General features: G+C 59.7%; 18 protein-coding genes. 11 read left to right on the forward strand and 7 right to left on the reverse strand.

Features of this window, described 5'->3' with window-relative positions; translation table 11 throughout:
- Window positions 1-108: 108 nt before the first annotated feature.
- From AC13QO_RS24290 to AC13QO_RS24325, 8 genes are all read left to right on the forward strand, one after another.
- Complete coding sequence (locus AC13QO_RS24290) at window positions 109-1,137, forward strand: ABC transporter substrate-binding protein (RefSeq protein WP_488542096.1); 1,029 nt, start codon at window positions 109-111, stop codon at window positions 1,135-1,137.
- A gap of 69 nt (window positions 1,138-1,206) precedes the next feature.
- Window positions 1,207-3,429: an ABC transporter permease gene (locus tag AC13QO_RS24295; protein ID WP_488542097.1), complete on the forward strand. Its 2,223-nt coding sequence runs from the start codon at window positions 1,207-1,209 to the stop codon at window positions 3,427-3,429.
- Window positions 3,426-4,487 (forward strand): ABC transporter ATP-binding protein, encoded by a 1,062-nt coding sequence (locus AC13QO_RS24300; protein WP_488542098.1) that lies wholly within the window; start codon window positions 3,426-3,428, stop codon window positions 4,485-4,487. Before AC13QO_RS24295 ends, AC13QO_RS24300 begins: the two co-directional genes overlap by 4 nt.
- A gap of 115 nt (window positions 4,488-4,602) precedes the next feature.
- Window positions 4,603-5,244 (forward strand): HAD family hydrolase, encoded by a 642-nt coding sequence (locus AC13QO_RS24305; protein WP_488542099.1) that lies wholly within the window; start codon window positions 4,603-4,605, stop codon window positions 5,242-5,244.
- 94 nt (window positions 5,245-5,338) lie between these two features.
- Window positions 5,339-6,133 carry an inositol monophosphatase family protein gene (locus tag AC13QO_RS24310; protein ID WP_488542100.1) on the forward strand — a complete coding sequence of 265 codons (795 nt, stop codon included), beginning with the start codon at window positions 5,339-5,341 and terminating at the stop codon, window positions 6,131-6,133.
- A gap of 496 nt (window positions 6,134-6,629) precedes the next feature.
- Entirely contained in the window at window positions 6,630-6,842 is a 213-nt protein-coding gene (locus tag AC13QO_RS24315) for a hypothetical protein (RefSeq protein WP_285194956.1), read from the forward strand.
- Window positions 6,843-6,994: 152 nt separating this feature from the next.
- Window positions 6,995-7,465, forward strand: coding sequence for a DUF6894 family protein (locus AC13QO_RS24320; protein ID WP_488542101.1), 471 nt, complete (start codon window positions 6,995-6,997; stop codon window positions 7,463-7,465).
- Between the two features lie 143 nt (window positions 7,466-7,608).
- A complete protein-coding gene (locus AC13QO_RS24325; RefSeq protein ID WP_285194955.1) occupies window positions 7,609-9,036 on the forward strand; it encodes an aldehyde dehydrogenase family protein in 1,428 nt (475 codons plus the stop codon).
- On the opposite strand, the gene AC13QO_RS24330 is transcribed toward AC13QO_RS24325, so the two are convergent.
- The gene (locus tag AC13QO_RS24330) at window positions 9,030-9,959 is read right to left on the reverse strand and encodes a LysR family transcriptional regulator (protein WP_488542102.1); all 930 of its coding nucleotides are present in this window, start codon (window positions 9,957-9,959) and stop codon (window positions 9,030-9,032) included. The two genes, AC13QO_RS24325 and AC13QO_RS24330, sit on opposite strands and share 7 nt — an antisense overlap.
- A gap of 319 nt (window positions 9,960-10,278) precedes the next feature.
- Here AC13QO_RS24330 and argE point away from each other — a divergent pair, with 319 nt between their 5' ends.
- Genes argE through AC13QO_RS24345 form a run of 3 tightly spaced genes read left to right on the forward strand, consistent with a single transcriptional unit; the run spans window position 10,279 to window position 12,719 of the window.
- Window positions 10,279-11,403, forward strand: a complete 1,125-nt coding sequence (gene argE, locus AC13QO_RS24335; RefSeq protein ID WP_488542103.1) for an acetylornithine deacetylase — start codon at window positions 10,279-10,281, stop codon at window positions 11,401-11,403.
- A 9-nt stretch (window positions 11,404-11,412) separates the two neighbouring features.
- Window positions 11,413-12,336: a 2-hydroxyacid dehydrogenase gene (locus tag AC13QO_RS24340; RefSeq protein ID WP_488542104.1), complete on the forward strand. Its 924-nt coding sequence runs from the start codon at window positions 11,413-11,415 to the stop codon at window positions 12,334-12,336.
- Between the two features lie 29 nt (window positions 12,337-12,365).
- Window positions 12,366-12,719: a cupin domain-containing protein gene (locus AC13QO_RS24345; RefSeq protein ID WP_488542105.1), complete on the forward strand. Its 354-nt coding sequence runs from the start codon at window positions 12,366-12,368 to the stop codon at window positions 12,717-12,719.
- A 386-nt stretch (window positions 12,720-13,105) separates the two neighbouring features.
- Here AC13QO_RS24345 and AC13QO_RS24350 read toward each other — a convergent pair whose 3' ends face one another.
- Genes AC13QO_RS24350 through AC13QO_RS24375 form a run of 6 tightly spaced genes read right to left on the reverse strand, consistent with a single transcriptional unit; the run spans window position 13,106 to window position 19,194 of the window.
- Window positions 13,106-13,549 (reverse strand): Lrp/AsnC family transcriptional regulator, encoded by a 444-nt coding sequence (locus AC13QO_RS24350; protein WP_285194950.1) that lies wholly within the window; start codon window positions 13,547-13,549, stop codon window positions 13,106-13,108.
- Between the two features lie 19 nt (window positions 13,550-13,568).
- A complete protein-coding gene (locus AC13QO_RS24355; protein ID WP_285194949.1) occupies window positions 13,569-14,354 on the reverse strand; it encodes a homoserine kinase in 786 nt (261 codons plus the stop codon).
- A 28-nt stretch (window positions 14,355-14,382) separates the two neighbouring features.
- On the reverse strand, window positions 14,383-15,780 hold the full coding sequence (locus AC13QO_RS24360) for an aspartate ammonia-lyase (RefSeq protein WP_488542106.1): 1,398 nt from the start codon (window positions 15,778-15,780) through the stop codon (window positions 14,383-14,385).
- An 11-nt stretch (window positions 15,781-15,791) separates the two neighbouring features.
- A complete protein-coding gene (gene dapA, locus AC13QO_RS24365; protein WP_488542107.1) occupies window positions 15,792-16,670 on the reverse strand; it encodes a 4-hydroxy-tetrahydrodipicolinate synthase in 879 nt (292 codons plus the stop codon).
- Between the two features lie 50 nt (window positions 16,671-16,720).
- A complete protein-coding gene (locus AC13QO_RS24370; protein WP_488542108.1) occupies window positions 16,721-18,133 on the reverse strand; it encodes an aldehyde dehydrogenase family protein in 1,413 nt (470 codons plus the stop codon).
- Window positions 18,133-19,194 (reverse strand): homoserine dehydrogenase, encoded by a 1,062-nt coding sequence (locus AC13QO_RS24375; RefSeq protein ID WP_488542109.1) that lies wholly within the window; start codon window positions 19,192-19,194, stop codon window positions 18,133-18,135. Before AC13QO_RS24375 ends, AC13QO_RS24370 begins: the two co-directional genes overlap by 1 nt.
- Window positions 19,195-19,425: the final 231 nt, after the last annotated feature.

The following is a 19,425-nucleotide window of genomic DNA, read 5'->3' on the forward strand; positions in this document are numbered from 1 at the left end:
CCCTTTAGACAGACAGCAATCCGAAATCGTGAACGCGCCGCCGCGGGCAGGCCGAAGGCCCCGCTGTGTCTCGTTCATGGGAAGCCCAGGCAACAGGAGGATGCCCGCATGAAAATCAACACCCTTTCCCTCATGCTCTTCGCCGGCACGGCGCTCGGGGCGCTGCCGGCGCAGGCGGCTGGCGAACTCAACCTCATCTGCTCGGCCGACGTCGTCATCTGCGAGCAGATGAAGGGCGATTTCGAGAAGGCGCATGCGGACATCAAGGTGAACATGGTTCGCCTCTCGTCCGGCGAGACCTATGCCAAGGTGCGCGCCGAGGCCCGCAACCCGAAGACCGACATCTGGTGGGCCGGCACGGGCGACCCGCATCTTCAGGCGGCATCGGAAAATCTAACGCTGGAATACAAGTCGCCGAAGCTCGATGAACTCAACGACTGGGCGAAGAAGCAGGCCGAAAGCTCCGGTCACAAGACGGTCGGCGTCTATGCCGGCGCGCTCGGCTGGGGCTACAACACGGAAATCTTCAAAACCAAGGGCTACAAGGAGCCGGTCTGCTGGGCCGACCTTCTGGCGCCGGAATTGAAGGGTGAAATCCAGATCGCCAACCCGAATTCTTCGGGCACCGCGTATACGGCGCTCGCCTCTCTCGTGCAGATCATGGGCGAGGACCAAGCCTTCGACTACCTGAAGAAGCTGAACGGCAACATCTCGCAATACACCAAGTCCGGCTCGGCGCCCGTCAAGGCGGCTGCCCGCGGCGAGACGGCGCTCGGCATCGTCTTCGTGCACGACGCCGTGGCGCAGACGGCGGAAGGCTTCCCGGTCAAGTCGATTACGCCTTGCGAGGGCACCGGCTATGAGATCGGTTCGATGTCGATCATCAAGGGCGCGCGCAACCTCGACAATGCTAAAATCTGGTACGACTGGGCGCTGACGGCGGAAGTCCAATCGCGCATGAAGGATGTAAAATCCTTCCAGCTGCCGTCCAACAAGAACGCGACCATTCCGAAAGAGGCGCCGCGCTTCGAGGACATCAAGCTGATCGACTACGATTTCAAGACCTATGGCGACCCGGCAAAGCGCAAGGCACTGCTGGAACGCTGGGATCGCGAAATCGGCGCCGCCGCCAACTGATGTCCTGACAGGCGGCGCCTGCCTCCAAGAGGCGCCGCCTTCCTACACTCAAAAACAGCGAGGTCAGCCATGAGACATGGCAATCGCAGGCTGGACGTCGTCCTGCTCCTGGGCGTGGTCGCATTGACCCTGTTGCCCTGGTATCGGATCGACAACGGCTTCTTCGGACTCGGTTGGCTGGCCGGTTTCCCCTTTTCCCCGGAGACCGCACCCGGTCTCGTGCAGATATTCGCGCATGATCGGCCGTGGCTTGCCGGCGCACTCGTGTTTCTTCTCCTGGCGCTCGCCGCGCGCGGCATCGCGGATCCGATGCTCCGCGGATCCGCGCTCGCCTGGTCCGGTGCGATCGGCATTCTCTTCCTCTCGCTCCAGGGTCTCGCCATCGGCTTTTCCGGGTGGACCTGGACGATGAGCGAAACGCTCTTCGGCACAAGTTCCTACGGTCAGCCTTCCATGGGCGCGGGCGCGGTGCTCTGCGCCATCACTTTCGTGCTGCTCTTCGCCTTCGGACTTGCCGAGCGCGGCGTCATGAAGGGCGATGCCTTCGTGGTCAGCGCAATCGCGCTGCTGGTCGTCCTCGTCGCAGTATTCGTCTTCTACCCGATTGGCAGCATGTTCGTCGGTTCGGTGCAGGATTTCGACGGCTCGTTCAATGCGGATAACTTCATCCGCAACATCCAGGATCCGAGCATCTGGAGCCTCAACTGTGTGACCGGCGCCGGCCGCTGCGGCGTCGCCTGGCGCACACTGTGGCTCGCCATCATGACCGGCCTCGGCTCGACCCTGCTCGGCCTTGCCTTCGCGCTCGTCGCCACCCGCACGCGCTTTCCCTTCAAGAAAGGCCTGCGGCTGCTGACGATCTTGCCGATCATTACGCCGCCTTTCGTCATCGGTCTGGCGCTCACCTTGCTCTTCGGCCGCGCAGGCGTCGTGACGCAGGGGCTGTCGGAACTGTTCGGCCTCGAACCCGGCCGCTGGCTCTACGGCCTCACCGGCATCTGGATCGCTCAGGTGCTGTCCTTCACGCCGATCTCCTTCCTTGTGCTGATCGGCGTCGTCGAAGGCGTCAGCCCGTCGATGGAGGAGGCGTCAACGACGCTGCGCGCTGACCGCTGGCGCACCTTCTGGCGGGTGTCGCTGCCGCTGATGAAGCCCGGTCTCGCCAACGCCTTCCTCATCGGCTTCATCGAAAGCATGGCTGATTTCGGCAATCCGCTGGTGCTCGGCGGCAGCCATGGCGTGCTTTCGACGGAAATCTTCTTCGCCGTCGTCGGCTCGCAGAACGACCCCTCGCGCGCCGCCGTGCTCGCCATGGTGCTGCTCGCCTTCACGCTCTCCGCCTTCCTCGCCCAGCGCCTGTGGCTGTCGGGCAAGAATTTTGCCACCGTCACCGGCAAGGGCGATAGCGGATCGCATATTGCCCTCCCAAGTGGGCTGTCGATCGGCGTTCACGCGGTCGTCATCCCCTGGATCCTGTTTACCCTCGTTATTTACGGCATGATCCTGATTGGCGGCTTCGTGAAAACCTGGGGCCTCGACAATTCACTGACGCTCGACCACTACGCCAAGGCCTTCTCGATCAGCTTCGAAAACGGGGTTGCCTGGACAGGCGTTGCCTGGAACTCGTTCTGGACAACGATGGAGATCGCGCTGATCTCCGCCCCCCTCACTGCCGCCGTCGGTCTGCTGACCGCCTACATCATCGTGCGCCAGAAATTCGCCGGCAAGAATGCCTTCGAGTTCGCCCTGATGATGAGCTTTGCCATTCCCGGGACGGTCATCGGCGTAAGCTACATCATGGCCTTCAACCTGCCGCCGCTCGAGATGACCGGCTCGGCGCTGATCCTGATCGCCTGCTTCGTATTCCGCAACATGCCGGTCGGTGTGCGCGGCGGCATTGCGGCGATGAGCCAGCTCGACAAGAGCTTGGATGAGGCCTCGCTGACACTTCGGGCCAACAGCTTCCGCACAATCCGCAAGGTCATTCTGCCGCTCTTGCGTCCTGCCATCACAGCCGCGCTGGTCTATTCCTTCGTGCGCGCCATTACCTCCATCAGCGCCGTCATCTTTCTCGTCAGCGCCGAGTACAACATGGCCACCTCCTACATTGTCGGTCTCGTCGAGAATGGCGAATATGGTGTGGCGATCGCTTACTCCTCCATGCTGATCGTCGTGATGATCACCGTCATCGCCGGCTTCCAGCTCATCGTGGGCGAACGGCGCCTGCGCCGTGAAAACCGCGTCGCTGGCCTCGCCACCTCCGCTTCCTCTCGTCAGGAGAAAATCGCATGATCAACCAGAAAGCCGGTTCCGTCGTCTTCCAGAACGTGCGCAAGACGTTCGGCGCCTTCACCGCCATTGCCGACCTGTCGCTCACCATCGAGCCCGGCACCCTCGTCACCCTGCTTGGCCCTTCCGGCTGCGGCAAGACGACGACGCTGCGCATGCTTGCTGGCCTCGAACATCCTACGGCCGGAAAAATCCTGATCGGCGGCAAGGACGTCACCATGCTGCCGGCCAACGAGCGCGATGTCTCGATGGTCTTCCAGTCCTATGCGCTGTTTCCGCATATGAATGCGCGCGACAATGTCGCCTATGGCCTGGAATCCTCCGGGCTCAGCCGCAGGCAAGCGCGCGAGAAGGCGGAGGAGGGGCTGGCGCTCGTCGGCCTTGCCGGCATGGGTCATCGCCTTCCCGCCGAACTCTCCGGCGGCCAGCAGCAGCGCGTCGCCGTCGCCCGCGCGCTGGTGCTGGAGCCGCAGGTGCTGCTGCTCGATGAGCCGCTCTCAAATCTCGATGCACGCCTGCGCCGCAAGGTGCGCACGGATATCCGCCAACTCCAGCAGCGCCTCGGCTTCACGGCCGTCTATGTTACGCACGATCAGGACGAAGCGCTTGCCGTGTCCGACCGCATCATCGTAATGAAGGATGGCGAAATCGCCCAGTCCGGCGCCCCGCGCGACCTCTATGAAGCGCCGGCTTCCGCCTTCATCGCCGATTTCATGGGGGAAGCGAATGTCATCCCATGTGAGGTGGTCGGCATCGATGGCGACGATGCTGAAATCCGCATTGGTAGCTTCACGCATCGCGTGCCGGCGGGCGCGGCGACGCCGGGCGCGGCAAGCCTTGCCGTTCGACCCGGCGCGATCGCGCTTTCGGAAGGACGTGGGCAGGGACTTGGCGGCCGCATCCTGCACTCGGCCTATCTCGGAGATCATGTCGAATACGAGGTAGAAACCGACATCGGCACGCTCTTCATCGTCGATCATGCCGTCGACCGCATCCTGCCGGTCGCTTCCGACACCACGCTCGGCTTCCGAAGTCGCGGCATTGCTCTTATCAGCGCGTGAGAGCTCTCAGGCGAAGCTGTGAGGCGACCGGCGTTCGATCCCGCTCTACCAAACTGAACCCGCCTTCGGGAATCTCCGCTTCAAATCAATGTCCCACCCGTCTGAAGGAATAGGAATGATTGATATTCTGTCGCTCGAAAATGATTTCGAGGCTGTTATTTTTGATTGCGACGGTACACTCGTTGACACGCCGCCTATTTATGCGGACGCATGGGCGGCCGGCCTTTCACTTTCCGGCAAGCCGATGAACCGGGATTGGTATTTGCTCCAGGCAGGAATGTCCGAAGGCGTTCTCATGGACGCCTTCGAGCGAGATTTCGACGTCGTGCTTAATCGCGAATCCGTCATCACCGCCATGCGATCGCATTTTCTCCAGAATGTGCACAAGGTGCTCGAAGTTGGTGCAGTTGCTGCAACCGTTCGCCGGTTGGCGGGCTTGCTTCCAATGGCCGTTGCATCGGGCGGTTCTCGTGAGATTGTAACGGCGACGCTGGAAGGGACGGGTCTGTGGACGCATTTCGACCACATTGTCACGATCGATGACGTGGCGCATCCAAAGCCGGCGCCAGACCTGTTTTTGCACGCGGCCGGTTTATTGGGAGTAAACCCGGACCTGTGCGTCGTGTTCGAAGATAGCGAACAAGGCCTTGAATCGGCCCGACGGGCGGGTATGAGCGCCATTGACGTGAACTGCATCGATGCCCATGAGCGGCAATGCGGCACGAACAGAGGCGACAGCTTGCAGATCAATGCCTGAAAATTCAGTTGTACGCTCGCTTCGCTCGCCTTCGCCTGCGGCGCCTCGTCTGAAACAGCCAACGACAAGAACCATCACATGGAGTACCAGCATTATGTCGTACGAGACGGAACTTGATACACGCTTCGCCCTCGCCAAAGCCATTGCGCAGGAGGCGGGCGCCATGGCGCTCGATTATTTCAACGGCCGCGAGACGCTGGTGATCGAGACGAAGCGGAATTTGCAGGATGTCGTGTCAATTGCCGACCGCGATGTCGAGACGCTCCTGCGACAGCGCGTGGCAGAAGCCTTTCCTGCAGATGGATTTCTTGGTGAGGAATACGGTTTTCAGCAAGGGCAGTCGGGATTGACATGGGTGGTTGATCCGATCGACGGAACGGCTCCCTTCGTGAATGGCATGCCAACTTGGTGTGTATCGATTGCCGTTCTGCACCGCGGCGTGCCGGTGATCGGCGTGATCCACGCGCCATGCGATGGCGAACTCTATGCAGCGGCAGCGGGCATGGGAGCGAGCCTGAATGGCAAAACCCTGAGCCTCGACCCATCGCGGACTTTACAGAATGCGATGACCGGCATCGGCTGCAACTCCTATGTCACCCCGGAGCGGGTAGGCGCGATTGTCGCTGCTGTGCTTGACAAAGGCGGGAATTTCATCCGCAACGGTTCCGGTGCCCTGATGCTCGCCTATGTGGCCGCTGGCCGGCTTGTTGGCTATTACGAGCCCCATATGCGTGCCTGGGACTGCATGGCCGGATACTGCCTCGTCAAGGAGGCCGGTGGAACCCATCTAGCCTTCCCGGCTGAAGGCGAAGCTTTGCTGCATGGCCATCCGGTGCTGGCGAGCAATCAGACAGTCTATGCTGATTTGCTGGCAATCCACACCGGCTGACCCCTCAGACATCCCTCAATGCCGATGTTATAAGCCGACATACCCTCCACGGCCAGAATAGTTATGCAGCGCCTAGATGCGCAATGCCTAAGAAACGCGCCACCTATTAATCCCCGCGAAAGCGGGGATTTCTTGCCGCAAGAACGGCAGCTGGAAATATCGTGGTCAACTGCACTTATGCGCATGGGACTGCCACACCTCTGCTATTCCGATCATGCGGCCCCCGCAAGAAATGAGGGGCGTTTTTGTAAAGACCGGGAACTGCGGCGAGGCAATAAGGTTTTTTCAGTGGACGCCGGGTGCCTTTCCACCTAGCGATCCACCTATCCCAGAGTTGGGTCGTGCGGAGGCAGGTTTTCGGTCTGCTCCCAAGCGACGCTCCGCGCGGCCCGACGCCTCGAAGAATTGACGGCGGCCGCAGGCCCAAACGCAAGCCGTGAGACGGGTTGAACCATCGCGCTTGCGCCCTACCCTTCGTAAAGGGGGTGAGGGCGTTATGATCCTGTCCCAGGTATTCCAAACCCAAGGCGTGCTGAATGATGACGAAGTTGCCCTTTGTCAGAGGGTGTTCGATCACGTCACATTGGTGAAGAAGATCACTGCGGACGCGGAGCGCCAGGACCTAGCCTCTCGAATTATTCAGTCATATCAGCACGGCGTGAAGGATGAGGATGGATTGTTGAGGCTGCTCCTTAATCCTAATTGCTGATGTATTCTACCTCGGCGGAAGCTGCAGGTGAATATGTGGTTTGGCGACACACTGCAGGGAATTGTCCCCTGCGAAAGCCTGTCCTGGAAGCCTCCTTCTCAGTCGCCAACGTGCAGGTGATTGCCAGGCACGGGAACGACCGGAGATGGGGAGTGCAGGCCGTTGCCCACCTATTATTTTTACATAAACACGCTGATTACGTCGTGCCCGACTCGGACGGTGAGACATTCCTGGACTTGGGCGCAGCAAGCGAAGAGGCCGGCGAAGCCCTCAGAGAACTGGTTGCCACGGCCATTTTATCCAATCAGAAAGAACTCCCGCAGGCAATCGAGATTCCGGACGTCCACGGTCATCTGGCTGCCGAAGTTCATATGCGGCGATACCCCAGATTACGCATCGAAACCGAGAGAGATAGCGCTGGTAGCCCCAGTCTACTGTCGGATGTCGCGATGATGGGGCAGACCTATGCCGAGCATGGAGTCCGCACCCTAAGACGACCGCGCGTCTTCCGGTTCTCAACGGCCGCAGCCGCGGTGGTAAATACATCTCGTCCAGCACGTCGTGGAAAGGTTGAAGAGCCGCGCATCTGGGTGGCCTGCGCGGCCTTTGAGGAAGGAACTTAACCGCCTTCGCCACGCCGGAAATCCACGTTTGTTAACCTGCTCCTTAAGCAACCATTCACGCCACGTAAATTGTCACCCGTACGTCTTTCCGGGCATCGTTCTCAAGGCAGCTCGGAATGACCGCAATGTTGTGAGGTGAAATTATGCTGAGCGAATGCGAGAACCAGTTCTATTTTGGCGGGAAGTGGCAGAAAGCTATGGATGCAGCCCGACTGCCTGTCGTCAATCCCGCCTCGGAGCAGGTTGTTGGGCATATCGCTGCGGGCGGGGCTAACGACGTCGATCTCGCGGTTGCAGCAGCGCGGCAGGCCTTCGCCGCCTTTTCTCAAACTTCTGTGTCGGAGAGACTTGGTCTGCTCGGCAGGATGCATTCTCTGCTGAAAGAAAGAGCCGATACGTTCGCGGAAGCGCTCGTTCTGGAGATGGGGGCGGCGATCAGCTTCGCGCGGGCTTCTCAGGTTCCGTTTGCCGCCGAGCACATTCGTGTCCAGATGGAGGTTCTCAAGCAGTACCAATTCACGACAGTTGATCGGCGCACCGCAACCGTCAAGGAAGCGATCGGAGTTTGCGCGCTGATCACACCTTGGAACTGGCCACTTTACCAGATCACGGCTAAGGTCGCTCCGGCCATCGCAGCAGGCTGCACCATCGTCCTCAAGCCCAGTGAGCTGTCACCTTATAGCGCTCTGCTCTTTGCCCAACTGATGCATGATGCCGGCACTCCGCCGGGCGTTTTCAATCTGGTCAACGGCACTGGCGAGAGCGTAGGCGCAGCGCTTGCCAGCCATCCGGAAGTCGACATGATCTCGATCACCGGGTCCACACGCGCAGGGGTGCTCGTCGCACAGGCGGCAGCACCGACTGTGAAGCGGGTGGTGCAGGAACTGGGCGGCAAGTCACCGAACATTTTGCTCGCCGATGCAGATTTCAGAGAGGCGGTAGCAAAGGGCGTATTGGCGGGCATGCGCAACGTCGGCCAGTCGTGCAGCGCCCCGACGCGCATGCTTGTGCCCGCAGATCGGCTCGGTGAGGTCGAGGAATTGGCTAGCGCCACTGCGCGTGCCATCCGCGTCGGCGCGCCGCTTGATCCGGCGACGGAAATGGGCCCCATCGCCAATCGTGCTCAGTTCGAGCGGGTACAGGTCATGATTCAGGCCGGTATCGATGACGGCGCCAAACTGCTGTGCGGCGGGTTGGGTCGGCCGGCCGGCCTTGATAGCGGCTTTTTCACGCAACCGACAATCTTTTCCGAGGTGACGCCCCACATGCGGATTGCTCGTGAAGAAATCTTCGGTCCTGTCCTTTCGATCATGCCCTACAAGGACGAGGAAGAGGCAATCGCGATTGCTAACGACACCATCTATGGATTGGGCGCCCATGTTCAGTCTTCAGACCCGGAGCGGGCACGCCGCGTCGCCACTCGCATTCGTGCCGGTCAGGTCCATATCAACTATCCGGCTTGGGACGGAGCGGCCGCCTTCGGTGGCTACAAACGGTCGGGCAACGGCCGCGAATATGGCGTATACGGGCTTGAAGAGTATCTCGAGACGAAATCGATCCTCGGTTATTGACCAGCCTTCTCCGGAGGATCGGCTCTCCAGGGCAGTGGTTTGAGCGACTGACGAAGCATTGTCAGGAAAGCGGCGGTGCGGGCACTTCGTCCGTGCCGTGATCCGAGGATGGCGACGATATCGGCCGACGGCAGCTTCCAATTGGGAAGTACCTGCCTCAGCCGTCCCTCAGCCAGGTCTTCTGCAACGGCCCATTCGGAGCGCATCATGATGCCTTGACCCGCCAGCGCCCAATGCCGAATAACGGCGCCATCATTGCTCGACATGACCGGGTTGACGCGCACTGTCGCAGTTTCCTGCCGCAATCCCTTGAACCGCCAGAGCGTTACGTCCTCCTCATTTTCGCGAACCACAAGACAGCGATGTTGCGCCAGATCGGCGGGCGTAGAAATGGGCGCAGCCGAAGCGAGGTATTCGGGGCTTGCGCAGAGAATTCGCTTGTTCGGCGCCAGCGTCGTCACCACTTGATCCAGATGCGCGGACGCCCCGATGTGAACAACCACCTCATAACTGTCAACGATCAATGCAGTGGGATGGTCGGACAGTTGCAGGGTAGCGGTGGCACCACGATGCTCTCGAGCAAACGCCTCCACGACCGGGGCCACGTAGATCCTGCCAAAACCGTGAGGTGCTGCGACCCTGAGGTGCCCGCGGACCGCACCCTTGCGATCAGCCAAGGCTTCGGCAAGCGAGTCTATGGCATCGCTGACGATGACGCTGTGAGAAGCGACCAATGAGCCCTCTTCGGTAAGACGCAGGTGGCGTCCGGAGCGGTCGATCAGCCTCACCCCGACTTTCTCTTCAAGCGCGCGAAGGCGCTGGGTCACCGCCGGAGGGGTGACGTTGAGCTTTCTCGCGCTTTCAGCCAGGGATTTGGAGGCTGTGAGGACCGAAAAAAAGGCAAGATCGTCGGACGTGAGCATTAATGTGTACCTGAAGTGAACATTCATGGATGATTAATTGCCATCTTTATGGCTTGGCGACAAGGTGAGATCAGGCTGGTTATCGGATTCAATGAGGCTGGCGACGTTGGTTTATCCGCCTGAAGGGCTGGACTCGGCAGTATTCAGCGGGTGCCAGTTGGAAACTGTATGAGGGAATGCGTCGGCGCCGATTTGGCTGCTCTGGACCGGAAGGGATCCTCCCAACGACGACCGCGCGACCGCTGCTCCGAACGGAGCTGTCTTGCGGGCAGAGGTCGCAAGTACCGCGTTTTGCCCTAGACATGATGGAGAACCTGAGGTGAATGCCAAGAACATACTGGAGCAGCTGGTTGGCTTTCCGTCCGTCGTCGGGGCTGCGAACGGCGACATCGTCACATGGGTGAAGACCTATCTCGAAAGTCATGGCGCCACCGTGACTGTCTTGCCGGGGCCGGAAGGGGATAGGGCAAACCTGTTCGCCACGATCGGCCCCAAAGATGAGCCCGGCTATATTCTTTCCGGGCATATGGATGTCGTTTCGGCCTCCGAACGGACTTGGACGTCGGATCCCTTCCGACTGCGGGCTGAGGGAGATCGGCTTTTTGGCAGGGGTGCCTCCGACATGAAGGGGTTTCTCGCCGCCGCGCTTGCCTGCCTTCCCACTATAGCGAAAATGCCATTGAGGCGCCCGATTCACTTCGCCTTTTCGTATGACGAGGAAGCTGGCTGCCGCGGCGTACCGCATATGTTGCAGCAGATCGGGAACCTGTGCGCTCCTCCTTTGGGAGCAATTATCGGTGAACCAAGCAGTATGGTGGCGATCCGCGGCCACAAGGGGAAGGCCGCCGCCCGCATCGAAATCCATGGCACGGCCGGTCATTCGTCGCGCCCTGATAAGGGCCTGAACGCGATCCACGCCATGACTGCGGTGATGAGTGCGACGCTGAAGACCGTCGATGCCCTGCGAGACAGCGGGTTGGATCGAAATTTTGAGCCGCCCTATTCTACGCTGCAGATCGGAACGATCACAGGCGGACGCAGCGTCAACATCATCCCGGATGTCTGCATCATGGAATTGGAAGCCCGCGCCGTGCCTGGCGTGTCGCCAATAGTTCTCCTGGAACAGATCAAGGCAACGGCCGAGGCCTTGGCGAAAGACGGTTTCCGCGTCACGTGGGAAACCAGCAGCACCTATCCCGCGCTTTCGCTTGGTGCGGACACGCCGCTCGCTCGGCTGATGGAGGAGCTGACCTCAGCTCAGACCTTGGCTGCCGTCAGCTACGGCACCGAGGCCGGACTCTATCAGGCAGCCGGCATCGACGCGATCATCTGTGGTCCCGGGGACATCTCCCGCGCCCACCGCGCTGACGAGTTCATCCGCCTGGACGAACTCGCTGCCTGCGAAGAGATGATCCTGCGGCTTGCCAAGACGCTGCAACAGTAGGAGAGCTTCATGGTTTTCTGGTTCAACTCAGATCGAGAAAGAGGCCGCGTCTTCGCCGAGGCTTTTGCACGCGACCTTCCCGAGCTGCCCTTCGTGATGGATATTTCGGAGCGCGATCCGGACGAAATCCGGTACATTCTCACGTGGACTGCGCCGCCCGATCTCCATCGTTTCAGCAACTTGAAGGTTGTCTTCTCGATCGGGGCCGGCGTCGATCAATTCAAGCCAGAGACCCTTCCGCCAAACGTCATGCTCGTCCGCATGGTCGAGGATGGTATCGTGCGGATGATGCAAGAATATGTCACGCTCGCCGTGCTCGCCCTGCACCGCAAGTTGAAGGCCTATATCGAACAGCAGGCCGACGCCGCCTGGCTTCCGCTTCCTGTGCGGCAAGCTGGTGATCAGCGGATCGGTATCCTTGGCCTTGGCATGCTCGCCCAGGCCGTTATTGAGCGACTGAAACCGTTCGGCTTTCCACTTGCCGCGTGGAGCCGCTCAAAACGACAAGTGGATAGCCTTGATTGCTATCACGGCCCGGACGGGCTCATGCCGTTCCTTGCGCGCACCGATATCCTGATCTGTCTCCTGCCGCTGACCCAGGAGACGCAAGGACTACTCGACGCCGGGGTCTTCGCGACCCTTCCAGCGGGCGCGGCGCTCGTCCACGTGGGGCGCGGTGCGCAACTCGATCATGACGCGCTTATTGCGGCTCTCGATGACGGACATCTGTCGGGTGCGGTCATCGATGTCACTGAACCTGAGCCCTTGCCCCCAGAACATCGTTTCTGGAGGCATCCGAAGATCATCCTGACGCCGCACATCGCAAGCGTCACGCAAGCAGAGACGGCGGCCGGCGCCGTCATCGACAACATCAAACGGCTTCGCGACGGTCTCGACCCGATCGGGCTCATAGACCGTGAGCGCGGTTATTGAAGCTGCAACCAGGAGAGCAAGGAGAAAAAATGTCCCTCCTCAAGACCATAGTACCCAACAGCACGGAAAAACCACGTGAGTCAAAGCCTGGGCCGGAACGCCTGATCTCCGGCAGTCCTTCTTTCAAGAGCTGGCCCCAGGACGTTGCGCGAGACGACATGATTCACACCGGCGTCTGGGAGGCGACACCGGGCCTGACGCGCTCCGTCAAGGGAGAGACATTCGAATTCTGCCACATCCTTCAAGGCGTCGTGGAAATCACCCCGGATGGCGGTGAACCGGTGACCTACAAAGCAGGCGATAGTTTCGTGATGAAACCGGGATTCATCGGCACCTGGCGCACCGTGGAGACGGTCCGCAAGATCTACGTCACTGTCAACTAACCAGCGCCGCCTCGGGTATGCGAGCGTAGCGACCGACCTGCCTGGACAACAACGAGCGGTAAAACGGCGGAGAAGTTACTCTCCGCCGTGTGAGGGCGACGACACGAACTCAGGAGCCAAAGACGCCGGCTTCAATTCCTGATCCACAAGGAAAAGTCCGCTTGACGATGTCAAGCCGTGCGCCGTCTAGCTAGGAGCGTCTTCATTCGAACTTCACCAAGTAAGCAACAGCTCGGATGGGCCTTCCCGCCGGACCGATCACAATGCGCTCGCATAGAGCGGATGGCGGGCTATTTTGCTGATGTTCGTCAAGGAGCAGCATGGTCCGCCAATCGAGTTCCTACCGGCGGTCGGACACCTGCCCGCGCTTACCCAGTCACGCGTGATTATCTCCGGATTACCGAGGAGAGGGCGAACGCAGTTAGTGTATCGCGCACGCCGGGCATCTCGGCAATCAACTGCCAAATCTGGCGGATGCGGTCGGCCTCGGGGGACTCGACCCGCACGAGGAGATCGAAATCACCGGTCATAACGTCGCAAGCAACGACTTCTGGGATCTTCCGCAGCGCCTGAATGACTTCGCCGCCCCGCATGCGATCGTGCCGATAGACGAAAATCAATGCGGTTGTGACGTTTTGGCTATTTCCTCCATCCCCGGTGACGATTGTATATCCCTTGATGAAGCCTTCTCGTTCGAGACGTTCGATTCGCACCCTCACGGCGTTGCGAGAAAGGTTTACCTTCGCCGACAACTCCGCATGCGAGATCCGGGCATTGGCCTTCAATTCGACAAGTATCTGTTCGTCAGTTCGGTCGAGAAGATATTTCATGGATATTGAGCCGGGCCGCTTAGCCTAGAATGTCGGGAGTTACGGACCGATAAGCTAACACGGCGATTTCCGGTAGTAATGTTCTTTCCTGCTTGCTCGCAAATCGCTTTGACGTCGAGGCCATTATGAACCCTGGCAGCGCCGTCCTTTCCGCATCGGTCAGGCCGCGGACTCCCTGATAACCCTGCAGCAGCGCTCGCGCCCGCTCTTTGTTCAGCTCTCCGCTGATTTCGCCCGCCCAACCGACAAGCGCATCAGCAAGCTCCGACACGAGGGCGTCCTCGTGCCGAAGCCTGAAGTTGATGACTCCGCTGACTTCCTCTCCGAGGAAAAAGACGTTCTCCAGGACCAATGCGCCATGAATTGCGCCAGTGGGAAGATCCGTCGCTTTGCTCTTCGCTTTTCGTTCCAGGACGGTGTGCATTTCAGCCATGACACGGCCCAGGCTGAGACATTTTGCCGGGTTTGCAAATGTGGGTGAGGCGCCGGGTACGAAGCTGACGATGGCAACCAATCGATCGGCGGCCCGAGACGTGGCGTGGCCGTCGACAGTGCGGAGCGGCTTCGGGCAGGGGACGCCATGTCGATAAAGCGCCTCCATGGTTTCGAAGGCCCTTTCCAGATCTGAAGGTTGGGCTCCGTTCTCAAAAAGCGTGACGATGAATTCGCCTTCTGTAGTCCGAAACAGATAGGTCGTTTCGGAGTCGCCGTCTGCAATGCCAATCACCGACAGAAGCGACGTAAAGCCATAGGCGGCCGCAATGAGTTGGCGATCTTCGTCAGAAAGCTCGGTAAAAACAGCCATTTCTTACCCTTATGCGGCCGATGAACCATTAGGAATTTGCGAAGGCTGCGCTACCTTCAAAGATCTCTTCCACTTGACTGGAGGCTAAGATCCCTTCTTCTTCAACGACCTGCCGCAGCCCCCGCTTTTCGGCCAGCGCCTTGTTGGAAAGCTGCGCCGCCTTATTGTAGCCGATAAGCATCGCCAACGGCGTTGCAAGGACAAGAGACTGGTCGAGGAGGTCCTTGCAACGGTCGACGTCAACCTCAATGCCAGCGACGCACCGCTGCTTGAAAATTTCCATGCCCCGCGTCAACATCCGCATAGACTGAAGGATGTTGAGGATGATCACCGGTTCCATCGCATTGAGTTGCAACTGCCCCGCGCTTGCCGCCAAGGTGACAGTGAGATCATTTCCGATAACCTGAAATGCGATTTGGTTCATCATTTCCGGAATGACGGCGTTGACTTTGCCGGGCATGATCGAGGAGCCAGCCTGGACGGGCGGAAGTCGGATTTCCCCCAGGCCGCCCCTAGGGCCACTGCTCAGGAGCCGCAGATCGTTGCAGACCTTTGTCAGCTTCGCAGCAATTCGCTTGAGGACACTGGAGATGGAAACGAAACCACCGGTGTCTGAGGTGGCCTCAATCAGATTTCGAGCTCGGATGAGCTGGATACCAGAAATCTGTGTGAGGTGGATGCACGCCGCGGCTGGAAAGCCGCGGGGGACGTTGATCGATGTTCCAATTGCAGATCCGCCGAGATTAACCTCTTTCAACAACCTGGAGGCGGACTGGAGCTGGTTGATGTCTTCGTCGATCAGCTCGGCGAACGCATCAAATTCCTGCCCGACTGTCATTGGGACGGCGTCCTGCAACTGAGTGCGGCCGACCTTCAACGCAGTCGCATACTCACATGCCTTGGCGCGGAATGCGTCGCGCAGCCCGACCTGGGACTCGATCAGCCCTTCGCAAGCACGAAGAATGGTCAGACGCAGTGCGGTCGGATAGACATCGTTTGTCGATTGGGAGAGGTTCACGTCATCATTCGGATGAAGCTTGTCATAGTCCCCCACATTCGCACCGAGCTTCAAGAGCGCCAGGTTCGCAACAACCTCATTGACGTTCATGTTGGTGGACGTTCCGGCGCCACCCTGCATCATATCGACAGGGAAGTTCTCATCAACGCATTTCAGCTCGATGAGCTCATCGCAAGCCTCTGAGATCGCCGACGCTTTCTCCGCTGACAGCAGGCCAAGCTCGGCGTTTGCATACGCCGCCGCTTTCTTGACCATAGCCATAGACTGAATGAGTTCTGGGAAGTCCTTCAGGCGAAGGCCTGAAACGGTGAAGTTAAGCTCGGCTCGACGCGTATGGACACCGTAGAGAACGTCACCGGGGACAGGGAGGGGGCCGATCAAATCGGTCTCTATTCGTTCAATTCCCATTCACCAATCCCCTAGTCCAGAATTCCGGCGTGGCCCATGGCATAAGTAATAACCTCTTTAACAGGATGGCTCACCTCCACGAGAGGAAGGCGCAGGTCACCGCGGATCTTCGAGAGGTGCGCTAGCGCGAATTTCACCCCAGCCGGGCTGGTCTCGAGGAATAGCGCGTGATGCAGGGGCATCAGTCGATCCTGAAGAGCCAGTGCCGCCGCGAAGTCGCCTTTCTGGCATGCCCGCTGGAAGTCTGCACACAGCCGGGGAGCAACGTTCGCGGTCACGGAAATGCAACCGTGGCCGCCATGGGCCATGTAACCCAGCGCTGTGCCGTCTTCGCCGGTCAGAAGATTGAACTCATTGCCGCAGGCCATACGCTCCAGCGACGGTCGCAGGAGATTGCCCGTCGCATCTTTGACACCCTTGACGTTCGGACAATCCCTGAAAATTTGGGCAAGCGTTGCGACTTCAATGTCGATTACACTCCGACCCGGGATGTTGTAGACAATGATCGGAACCGTAGCTTCAGCGTCGATGGCCTTGAAGTGCTGATAGATTCCCTCTTGGGTGGGTTTATTGTAGTAGGGCGCAACGATCAGCAAACCGTCCGCGCCGGCCTCCTGTGCGTGCCGCACGAAGCCGATCGCTTCCTCGGTGCTGTTGGAGCCGGCGCCGGCAATGACCGGAACCCGACCATTCGCTGCCGCGATCGCGATTTCCACGACTCGCTTATGTTCGGCATGGCTGAGGGTCGGGCTTTCCCCCGTTGTTCCACAGGGGACAAGCCCTGACGTGCCTTCGGCGATCTGCCATTCAATGAGGCTGCGGAGGGCAATCTCATCGACTTCCCCATCGGCAAAAGGGGTGACAAGGGCAGTGATGGATCCTTTGAACATCTTGACTTCCAATGACGACGATGGGTTCAAACTGGCGCCGGCGTCGGCGATCAGTGCTGCAGTGACGTGATGCAGACGACCTTCGGCTGGGTCATGTCCTCATAAGCAAAGCGCACGCCTTCGCGTCCCATGCTGCCATATTTGAATCCGCCAAACGGCATTGCGTCGAACCGATAGTCGGACGACTGGTTGATCATGACGCCGCCGGCATCGATCCGCTTGGCGGCCTCGAGGGCATTGGCAAGATCGTTGGTAAAGATTCCGGCATGGAGGCTGTATTCCAGCTTGTTGGCCAGCTCTATTGCCTCTTCAAGTTCATCGAACGGCTGCAGCATGACCACCGGGGCGAAGACTTCCTCGTTCAGTACGTCGCACGTGGCCGGCACATTTTCCAGGACGGTCGGGGGATAGAGTGTGCCGGCCGGCTTGTGACCGCAGAGCAGCGTCGCGCCGGCAGCGATTGCTCGTTCCACCATGGCGACGGCGCGGTTCACCGCGCTTTCGGAGATCATGGGGCCCATATCGGTCTCAGAATTCATCGGATCGCCGGTCTTCATCCGGACGGTTCGGGCCACGAACTCGGTCTTGAATCGTTCATAGACCGAGCGCTGAACCAGAATCCGCTGCGTTCCGATGCAATTCTGGCCAGCCGCCCAGAAGGCGCCTGACACGCAATCTTCCACGGCGGCCTGAACATCGCTATTTTCCATCACGATAACCGGCGCATTGCCACCGAGATCCATTGCGAGCTTCTTGATGCCCGCAGATCTTGCAATGGCCTCGCCCGTGACGAATCCCCCTGTAAAGGAGATCATGCGAACGTCTTTGGCCGAAACAAGTGCCTTGCCCAGGTCGGCGCCGCCGACAGCGACCGTGATGATCTCCTCCGGCAAGCCGCTTTCGATCAGGACCTCCACCAGCTTGATCGCCGATAGAGGCGTAAGCTCCGATGGCTTCAGCAGTACCGCGTTTGCGCCGGCGATGGCAGGGCCAAGCTTGTGCGCCACGAGATTGAGCGGGTCGTTGTAGGGCGTGATTGCCGCGATGATTCCTAGCGGCTCCCGGGTGTACCAGCCCTGACGCGATTCAGAGCCCGCATAGGCATCAAACGGAATGACTTCGCCAGCATTGCGCTTGGCTTCTTCGGCGGAGAGTTTCAGTGTGTTGACACAACGTGTCGCCTCCTTGCGGGCCTGGGCAATCGTCTTCCCCGCCTCCCGTACGATCAGGAGCGCGAACTCCTCCTTGCGTTCTTCGACGGTGGCTGCGGCCCTTTCGAGAATAGCAGAGCGCTGGTGGCGGGGGAGCGACCGGGCAATCTGCGCGCCGCGACTGGCCCGTTCGAGCAACAGGTCCACAGCCTCGGCACTGGTCTCTCCGATGGCGCCGACAAAACTGCCGTCGAACGGATTAGTGACGATGATCTCGTTGGAAGAGGCGGGTTTCAAGGCGAGACCGGGCATCACGCTGCCTCCTTGGCGAAATTTGCCGACTGCGCATTATGTATAGCCACGATGTCGGACAGCAGTGCGTAGGCGGTTTCTATTCGACCGGCGCCCGGGCCGCTCACGGTGACGGGACCGAGAAGCTCTGTGTTCAACGATACTGCGTTGGTAGCGCCGTTGACGCCGGCGAGCGGATGTTCGAGGGCAAGCTGTTTGGGCGCGACACTGCCGGTTATCGTCCCGTCGGCATTGCGAACTGCTGACCCGACCAGTTTCCAACGGCTTTTGGCCTTGGCAGCTGCTTGTATGTCGGAGGGAGAAAGCTTGGAGATACCGTTGCAGGAGACATCCTCCGGCTTGAGATTTGCTCCCAGCAGCTCATTTGCCAGGATCACGACTTTCAGGCGAACGTCTAAACCTTCGACGTCAGCGGTCGGATCGGCTTCGGCATAGCCCAGCGCCTGCGCTTCCGTGATAGCGCTGGCGAAGTCGAGACCCTCCTCCATGCGGCCGAGGACGAAGTTCGATGTGCCGTTGAGGATTCCTTCGAACCCTTTGATCTCGGCACCAGCGAGGGTCTTCTCTGCCATCCTTATGACGGGCGTGCCGCTCATGACGGAGCCCTCATACTCGAAATGAACGCTGTTCGCCTCGGCAAGGGCCTTCAGTTCCCGAGCAGCGATTGCAACAGGTCCTTTGTTCGTAGTGACGACGTGCTTGCCCGAGTTCAAAGCCCAACGGCAGTGCGAAACCGCCGGCTCGCCGTCGGCCGGATTCGTATATGTCGCCTCCACAATGATGTCGGCAGGCGCCGTCTTGATGATGGCTTCGTTGTCAGCCTCGGCGCTGCCGCCGGAGAGCCGAGCGAACCCGCCCTTCGCGAAATTCGCCTCCACGAGGGTCTTGGCATCCAGGCCGTTGGGCGAAATGACCGAGCCCAGATTGAGATCGCTGACCGCAACGATGTTCAGGCGGAAACCAAGGTCCCGTTCCCAAAGCGGGCCCTTTGTCGCGATGAGCTCGGTCAAGGCACGGTTGACGCCGCCAAATCCGATTAGGGCAATATTGTAGATCTTCATGTGGTTTCCTCCGATGAAGCGATTTGTGCGCATACGATGCGATGCAAATCGCTCAGTCGGAACGGCACAAACAGACCAATCTGCCGTACATTTTGCTCATGATGCTGACCGCTTGCCGCTTCCGTCCGGCCCGCACTCGGGCGGACAAGTGGTCGGGCGAGAAGCCCACTCGCCCATGCAATGCGTCGATGTATCAATCTTCGCGCAAAGTCGACGCGTCTGAGCGTCCGT

It is taken from the genome of Rhizobium sp. CNPSo 3670, from assembly GCF_057784555.1.